Raw genomic sequence first — 7,842 nt, 5'->3', positions numbered from 1 at the left:
ATTATCGCTATCGCATGAACTTCAAGGGCGGTGAGCATCTGGAAACCGACTTGATTGTGTTCTCTGCCGGCATTCGGCCGCAGGATGCACTGGGCCGCAGCGCCGCTCTTGAGCTGGGCCCACGCGGCGGTATCGCGATCGATGACGACTACCGCACCAGCGATCCGGCGGTCTTCGCCATTGGCGAGTGCGCCGCCTGGAACGGCACCTGCTTCGGACTGGTGGCCCCCGGCTACAGCATGGCCCGCAATCTTGCACTGCAGCTGACGGGCGAGCCCCATGAGTCCTTTGCTGGCGCGGACATGTCGACCAAACTCAAGTTGCTCGGGGTAGACGTCGGCTCGATCGGCGACGCCCATGCAGCGACGGAGGGAGCGAAAAGCTATCGCTTTATCGACGAGACCAACGCCAGCTATCGGCGCCTTGTGGTGTCTTCCGATGGCAAGAAGGTGCTGGGGGCCGTGCTGGTCGGCGACAACAGCTATTACGACACCCTGCTGCAATACGCCCAGAACGGCATCGACCTGCCCAAGGATCCTGCCAGCCTGATTCTGCCGTCATCGGACGGCACCCCGACACTGGGCGCCGACGCGCTGCCCGACACCGCGACCATCTGCTCCTGTCACAACGTCAGCAAGGGAGCCATCTGCTGCTCGGTGGATGCCGGCTGCACCGACCTGGGCGATCTGAAGTCGACCACCAAGGCCGCCACCGGATGCGGCGGCTGCACCGCACTGCTCAAGCAGGTATTCGAGCACGAACTCAGCGCCCGCGGCGTCGAGGTGGACAAGAGCTTGTGCGAACACTTCGCGCATACCCGGCAGGAGCTCTACGACATCGTTCGCGTCGAGAGCATCATCAGCTTCGAGGAACTACTGACCCGCCATGGCCGGGGCCACACCGGTTGCGACATCTGCAAGCCGGCTGTGGGCTCGATTCTGGCCTCCTGCTGGAACCAGCCGATCACCGATCCGCTGCTGGTACCGCTGCAGGATACCAACGACACCTTCATGGCCAACATGCAGAAAAACGGAACCTACTCGGTGGTACCCCGGGTTGCTGGCGGCGAAATCACCCCCGACAAGCTGATTGCGATGGGCGCCGTGGCAAAGAAATACGACCTCTACACCAAGATCACCGGTGGCCAGCGCATCGACCTGTTCGGCGCACAGTTGCATCAGTTGCCGGATATCTGGGCCGAACTGATCGATGCCGGCTTCGAAACCGGACATGCCTATGGCAAATCCCTGCGCACTGTCAAATCCTGCGTCGGCAGTACCTGGTGCCGCTACGGCGTACAGGACAGCGTGGGCATGGCGATCATGCTTGAGGACCGCTACAAAGGCCTGCGCAGCCCGCACAAGATCAAGTTCGGCGTGTCCGGCTGCACCCGCGAATGCGCCGAAGCACAGAGCAAGGATATCGGCGTGATCGCCACGGAAAATGGCTGGAACCTGTATGTGTCGGGCAATGGCGGCATGCGTCCACGCCACGCTGAGCTGTTCGCCACCGACCTGGATGACGCCACGCTGATCCGCTATATCGACCGTTTCCTGATGTTCTACGTCCGTACTGCCGACCGCCTGCAGCGCACTTCTGTGTGGCGGGAGAGCGTGGAAGGCGGCCTCGACTACCTCAAGGAAGTGGTCATAGAGGACAGCCTGGGTCTGGCAGCAGAACTCGAAGCACAGATGCAGCTGGTCATCGACCGCTATGAATGCGAGTGGGCCAACGCCCTCAAGGATCCCGAGAAGCTCAAGCGCTTCCGCACCTTCGTCAACGACGAGCGAGGCGATCCGGATATTCACTTCGTCAAGGAACGAGGCCAGAACCGTCCGGTGAAGGCGTCCGAACTCCATCTTATTCCTGTTGCCGAGGAGGTTATCTGATGACCCTGCCCAACAATGCAAGACTCGATAATTCATCCGCAGCCATGACCCCACAGGGCACCGCTGGGCAATGGCGAACCATCTGCAACCGCACGGATCTGGTGGCGAATTCGGGCGTGGTGGTCTGGCTCGACGGTGCTCAGGTCGCACTGTTCCATCTGCCCGAAACGGAGCAAGGGGAGAAACTCTACGCCCTGGAAAATCGTGATCCCAAATCCGGTGCCAACGTCATCGGCCGCGGGATCGTAGGCCATCTCAAGGGTGGGCTGGTGATCGCCTCGCCGCTGTACAAGCAGCATTTCCGTCTGGAGGACGGCGCCTGCCTGGAATATCCCGAACAACAGCTTCGTGTATGGCCTGCGCGCCTCACCGGTGACCTCGTCGAGATCTGCACCGCGCCCTGAACTGGCGCGGGCCAAGCCCTTTTCCCTGTAGAGCATGGGCTTCGAGCACTCTATGCAACGCACATCCGCACTGGCGCCAAGCGCGTGCCGGCCTGATTAAATCAGCCCCGCCTGCTATCGGGTCGGGGCTCCGCTACAGGACAACATGGCCAGCCAACTGACCGTTTCCACAGGGTACTGCTCTGACAAGGGCCGCAAGGAGGTCAATCAGGATTTCCATGGGATGCGCATTCCCGAAGAACCGCAACTTGGCGCCAAGGGCATCGCCATCGCAATCGCCGACGGGATCAGCAGCAGCCAGGTCAGCCAGATTGCCAGCAAGACCGCAGTGACCTGCTTTCTCGAGGATTATTACTGTACCTCCGACCCTGGTCAGTGAAGAAAGCCGCCCAGCGGGTCCTCATGGCAACCAACTCCTGGCTGCATGCCCAGACCCGCCAGAGCCAGTACCGGTATGACCGCGACAAGGGCTATGTGTGCACACTGAGCGCCCTGGTGACCAAGTCGACAACCGCCCACCTGTTTCATGTCGGTGACGCACGCGTGCAACTTCTGCGCGGTAGCTGCATGGAACAGCTGACCAACGACCACCGCCTCTGGATCACCCGCAGGCGGCACCACGTCTACACCGTGAGCGAATACGTTGAAGGCCAGACTCTGGCCCAGTGGATGATCGACAACCCCAGGCCCGAACTCGAGAGCGTGCGCGCGATCGTCGACCAGATCGCCCGGGGCCTTCTGGCGTTCCATCGCCTGGAGATGCTGCATCAGGACCTGCGCCCCGCCAATGTGATGATAGATAGTGCAGGTTCGGTGAAGATCATTGATTTCGGCGCCACACGGGTCGCCGGCATCATGGAAATGGCACCAAAAACCACCGATCAGGATATTCTCGGCACCGTGCAGTACACGGCGCCAGAGTACTTCGTTATCAGGAACTGTCGGAGTTCATCTACGACCTGCGGCACCCGAACCAGCGGTTTCTCGACCGTACCCGGCAACCCCTGCTGGAGCGCAACCCGCTGCTGTTCTGGCAGTGCTCCTCCGCTATTCTGGCTGTTGTCATTGCACTACTGCTGATCTTCTGGCCCCGCTGAGCCGGTCAGAAACCGAGCCTCCTGTGCTGCTGCAAACAGCTGTACTTCGCCTAGACGGCGGATAGTTACCTTCCCTTTCGCAGAAAAAGGATTACTATCATCTGACTCACAGATGATACGGATTTCGCTGTATCGCCTGAGGAGCGAAAAATAAAAAACGAGACAATAAAATGGACATTGCTCAGCCAGCGTTTGAGAGCGAGACCTCCGCCGGACCGAGGGAAGCGACAACCAGTGACGACCAGGCCCTGCGCAAGCGCCGGCTCGGCATGTCGTTCACATCCTATATGGTTACTTTTGCCGGGGTGCTGCTGTTCACGTATCAGGGCATGACGCCGCCAGCAGTGGCATTGCATTTCCTCCTTTTCAGCATCGTAGCCAACGGCCTGATGTGGCTACTGATCCACTACAATTTCAACCTCAGGTTCCGCGACCCCAGCATGACCATGGCGCAGCTGACCATATGTCAGTGGCCTGCGTTATGGGTAATGTTCTTTCTCGAAGCGGGCCAGGCCCGTGCGATTTTCCTGCTGATTACCATAGTGCCACTGCTGTACGGGATTCTTGCGCTGAACAGACGCCAGTTCTTCTGGGTCAGCAGCGTCTTTTTCCTGCAGTACAGCTTGCTTCATCTGGCCCTCTGGCAATTACGACCGGCGGTACTGGAACCCAATCTGGAGCTGATTCAGAGCCTGGTCTTCCTGACTGTGCTGGCAGAAGCCGCACTGATCGGCGGATTCATCAGTAATCTGCGGGGCAAACTGCGCCTGCGTAATCATGAGCTGAAGAACGCAATGGAACGGATCCAGGAGCTGGTGAACATTGACGAGCTGACCGGTATCTATAACCGCCGACGCATTGTTCAGGCACTGTCGGACGAGTCCAACCGCTGCCGGCGTACGCCAGGCGCTTTCAGTCTGGGCATAATGGACGTGGATCACTTCAAATATGTCAACGACACCCACGGCCATCAGGCCGGGGACGAAGTATTGCGCAAGATTGCCAAGGCCGTCGCTGGCGAGCTGCGTGCGATTGATAGTTTCGGTCGCTATGGCGGAGAGGAATTTCTGCTGGTCTTGCCGCAGACCTCCCTTGCCGGTGCCCGAATCAAGAGTCAGCGATTGTGCAAGACCATTGAGTCATTGCGTTTTACCGGTTTGCCGGAGGATTTTCGCATAAGCATTTCGATCGGCGTTGCCGAAGCGCTACCAGATGAAAACACGGATGCCACTCTGGCGCGCGCAGACCATGCGCTTTACCAGGCCAAGGAAAGCGGGAGAAACCAGGTTATCTGCTGTGATAAACAACAGACGCACCAGCCGCCTGAAGAACACCTGGGGCCCCAGCTTTGAACACCGCTCATTCGCCGCTGCCGCCCACGCTGAGCTAGACTGCCTGTATTAACAGACATGAGACACTCGCCATGAGCAACCAGAAGCCATCGCCCGCCACCGCCCGACTGGACAAGATCCTGGCCGATGCGAAACAGAGCAAGGAAAGCGGCTACCGCGAAAAGGCGTTGAAAATGTACCCCTGGGTCTGCGGCCGCTGCGCCCGCGAATTCAGTGGCAAGCGGGTCAGCGAGCTGACCGTGCACCACCGCGATCATAACCACGACAACAACCCCCAGGATGGATCGAACTGGGAGCTGCTGTGCCTGTATTGCCACGACAACGAACACGCACGCTACACCGACCAGCAGTACTTCAGTGAAGGCTCGACTGCCAGCCAGCAGGGCCCGCAGTCAAGCCACAAGGCATTTGCCGGCCTGGCTGATTTGCTCAAGACCCGCTCCTGACCCCCTTTTTCAGCTGCGACCGTGGGGTAGCGTCAGATCCAGGCCATCGCCGATCGGCACGATACGCGTCGGATTGATGGTGTCGTGGCTGTAGTAGTAATGCTGCTTGATTTGCTCGAGATCCACCGTCTCGGCGATACCCGGCTGCTGGTATAGCTCGCGCAGGTAGCCGGTTATATTGGGGTAATCCTCAATACGCCTCAGGTTGCACTTGAAGTGGCCGTGGTATACCGGATCAAAACGCACCAGCGTGGTAAACAGCCGCCAGTCGGCCTCGGTGATTTGCTCACCGGCCAGGTACCGGCGCTCTTTCAGCAGGCTTTCAACCCAGTCCAGCGCGCCGAACAGCGTGATGCATTCGTCCGCATACACTTCCTGGCGGGTCGCGAAACCGGTCTTGTAGACGCCGTTGTTGATCTGGTCATAAACCCGGGCGTTGACGCTATCGATCTCCTCACGCAATGCCTGCGGATAATAGTCATCGGTATTACCGGTCAGATCATTGAACGCGCTGTTGAAGATACGAATGATGTCGGCCGACTCGTTATTCACGATGGTTTCTTCGCGCTTATCCCACAACACCGGGACGGTCACCCTTCCGGTATAGTCTGGCCTGGCCCTGGTATAAAGCTGATGATGATACCTGAAGCCGTAGAGCGGCTCTGGAGGATCATAGGTCCAGCCATCCCCGAGCATGTGCGGGTGGACCACGCTGACCGCGATATGTTCTTCCAGCCCCTTGAGCTTACGCATGATCAGGCTGCGGTGCGCCCAGGGGCACGCCATCGCCACATACAGGTGGTAGCGCCCGGATTCGGGAGCGAAGCGTCCGCCGGGCTCGACTCCGTCTCGAAAACCGGCGTCTTCACGCACAAACTTGCCTCCGGTACTCTCGGTGTCATACCACTCGTCGCGCCAGATACCTTCAACCAGCTTGCCCATACCTTCGACTCCCGTCATCTGCAATGTTCAGAGCTTGGCAGCCCAATCAACCCTTGGCCAGCCACCGAAAAACCTTGCGGCAATTATTCGCGAAAGCGCGTATACTGTTCGATCTATTTATTCCCCAAGGTTCACTTCAAGTATGTCCGATACCGCTCCGGCGGCACCTCAGTTCGCCGACTTAGGCCTGCCTGCACCACTTCTCGAGGCGATTACCAGCCTCGGATATGAAACACCCTCCGCCATTCAGGCCGAGGCTATTCCTACACTGCTGGCTGGTGAGGACCTGCTCGGCCTGGCCCAGACCGGCACCGGCAAGACTGCTGCCTTCGCGTTGCCCGTACTGGCTGGCATCGACGTCAGCGTGCGCGCCACCCAGGCCCTGATTCTCACGCCCACGCGTGAACTGGCCCTGCAGGTTGCCGAAGCATTCCAGCGCTATGCGCAGAACATGCGTGGTTTTTCCGTGCTCGCCCTCTATGGCGGCTCGCCTTTTGCCCCGCAGTTCAAGGCATTGGAACGCGGCGCCCACGTCGTCGTGGCTACCCCGGGCCGCCTGACTGACCATATGCGTCGTGGCAGCATCAAGTTTGAAAACATGCGTTTTCTGGTGCTTGATGAAGCCGACGAAATGCTCAAGATGGGCTTTGCCGACGACCTGGATGCGGTGTTCGAGAAAGTACCGACTAACACCCAGAAAGCCCTGTTCTCCGCGACCATGCCTGCCGGCGTGCGAACCGTGGCCCGCAAGCATATGCGCGAGCCCAAGGAAATCCGCCTGCACAGCGGCGTGAGCAGCAGCCTGGACACCATTACCCAGATCGTCTGGGAGGTTTCCAACCATCACAAGCTCGACGCCATGACCCGTCTGCTCGAAGTCGAGCCAGTCGAGGCTATGATCGTATTCGTGCGCACCAAGACCGCCAGCATGGAAATTGCCGAGCGCCTGGAGGCACGCGGCTTTGCCGCCGCAGCACTGAATGGCGATTTGAGCCAGCAGTTGCGTGAACAGGTGGTCGACCGCCTCAAGCGTGGTCTGCTGGACATCGTCGTGGCAACCGACGTCGCCGCCCGCGGCCTGGACGTGGAGCGTATCTCCCACGTACTCAACTACGACGTGCCGCATGACAGCGAGTCCTACGTACACCGCATCGGCCGTACCGGTCGCGCCGGCCGCTCGGGCACCGCAATTCTGTTCGCCACCCCGCGTGAACGCCGCCTGCTGCACCTGCTGGAAAAGGCTACCGGCCAGAAGATCCAGAGCCAGGCATTGCCCAGTGCCGATGCCGTTCGCAGCGGTCGTCTGACCAAGCTTGCCTCGCGCATCAATACCGCACGCGAGCAGACCGGTGCGCTGCACGAGAAGCTGGTTGCCGATCTGCTCGAACTCACCAGTCTTGAGCCCCAAGAGCTGGCAGCAACGCTGCTGGCGATCATGCCGAGCGCCAAGACGCTGGTCGAGCCGGTCAAGGATCTGCCTACCTCCGCACCCGCCAGCCAGAACGACGGCTACGCCGATCGCGACAGCGGGCTGGTCCGTTACAAGGTCAAGGGCGGCCGCTCCAATGGTCTTATGCCCAAGCCGCTGGTCGATGCCCTGTGCCGTCACGGCGGCCTGCAGCGCCAGCAGATCGGACACATCAAGCTGTTCAATGAGCATAGCGGTGTCTATCTGCCGGAGCTCAGCGAAGCCACTCTGGCGAAACTGGCCT

The 7,842-nt window shown here is 59.8% G+C and carries 6 protein-coding genes and 1 pseudogene; 6 read left to right on the top strand and 1 reads right to left on the bottom strand.

The genetic code is table 11. From position 1 onward, the window contains the following. The 5 genes and pseudogenes from nirB to ABYA88_RS14125 all read left to right on the top strand — a co-directional run. Window positions 1-1,889, top strand: a 1,889-nt coding sequence (gene nirB / locus ABYA88_RS14145) for a nitrite reductase large subunit NirB (protein ID WP_373188038.1), incomplete at its 5' end; no start/stop codon positions are given. Next, a complete protein-coding gene (gene nirD / locus ABYA88_RS14140; RefSeq protein ID WP_373188037.1) occupies window positions 1,889-2,293 on the top strand; it encodes a nitrite reductase small subunit NirD in 405 nt (134 codons plus the stop codon). The genes nirB and nirD, both read left to right, overlap by 1 nt. Window positions 2,294-2,438: 145 nt before the next feature. After that, window positions 2,439-3,390, top strand: a pseudogene (locus tag ABYA88_RS14135) (protein kinase). Between the two features lie 170 nt (window positions 3,391-3,560). Next, window positions 3,561-4,742: a GGDEF domain-containing protein gene (locus ABYA88_RS14130; RefSeq protein ID WP_373188036.1), complete on the top strand. Its 1,182-nt coding sequence runs from the start codon at window positions 3,561-3,563 to the stop codon at window positions 4,740-4,742. A gap of 71 nt (window positions 4,743-4,813) precedes the next feature. After that, the gene (locus tag ABYA88_RS14125) at window positions 4,814-5,188 is read left to right on the top strand and encodes a YajD family HNH nuclease (protein ID WP_373188035.1); all 375 of its coding nucleotides are present in this window, start codon (window positions 4,814-4,816) and stop codon (window positions 5,186-5,188) included. Between the two features lie 9 nt (window positions 5,189-5,197). On the opposite strand, the gene ABYA88_RS14120 is transcribed toward ABYA88_RS14125, so the two are convergent. Next, a complete protein-coding gene (locus tag ABYA88_RS14120; protein WP_373188034.1) occupies window positions 5,198-6,130 on the bottom strand; it encodes a glutathione S-transferase family protein in 933 nt (310 codons plus the stop codon). A gap of 142 nt (window positions 6,131-6,272) precedes the next feature. On the opposite strand from ABYA88_RS14120, the gene ABYA88_RS14115 reads away from it, so the two are divergent. Then, a partial coding sequence (locus ABYA88_RS14115; RefSeq protein ID WP_373188033.1) for a DEAD/DEAH box helicase occupies window positions 6,273-7,842 on the top strand: 1,570 nt, incomplete at its 3' end.

The organism is Halopseudomonas sp. (assembly GCF_041579695.1).
GTDB lineage: Bacteria > Pseudomonadota > Gammaproteobacteria > Pseudomonadales > Pseudomonadaceae > Halopseudomonas.
Note: the sequence above shows the minus strand (reverse complement) of the source record. Positions and strands in the feature narration are given on the sequence as shown.

Coding starts and splice junctions, on each gene's coding strand:
- nirD (WP_373188037.1), top strand. CDS start 1,889: ATGACCCTGCCCAACAATGCAAGACTCGATAATTCATCCGCAGCCATG.
- ABYA88_RS14130 (WP_373188036.1), top strand. CDS start 3,561: ATGGACATTGCTCAGCCAGCGTTTGAGAGCGAGACCTCCGCCGGACCG.
- ABYA88_RS14125 (WP_373188035.1), top strand. CDS start 4,814: ATGAGCAACCAGAAGCCATCGCCCGCCACCGCCCGACTGGACAAGATC.
- ABYA88_RS14120 (WP_373188034.1), bottom strand. CDS start 6,130: ATGGGCAAGCTGGTTGAAGGTATCTGGCGCGACGAGTGGTATGACACC.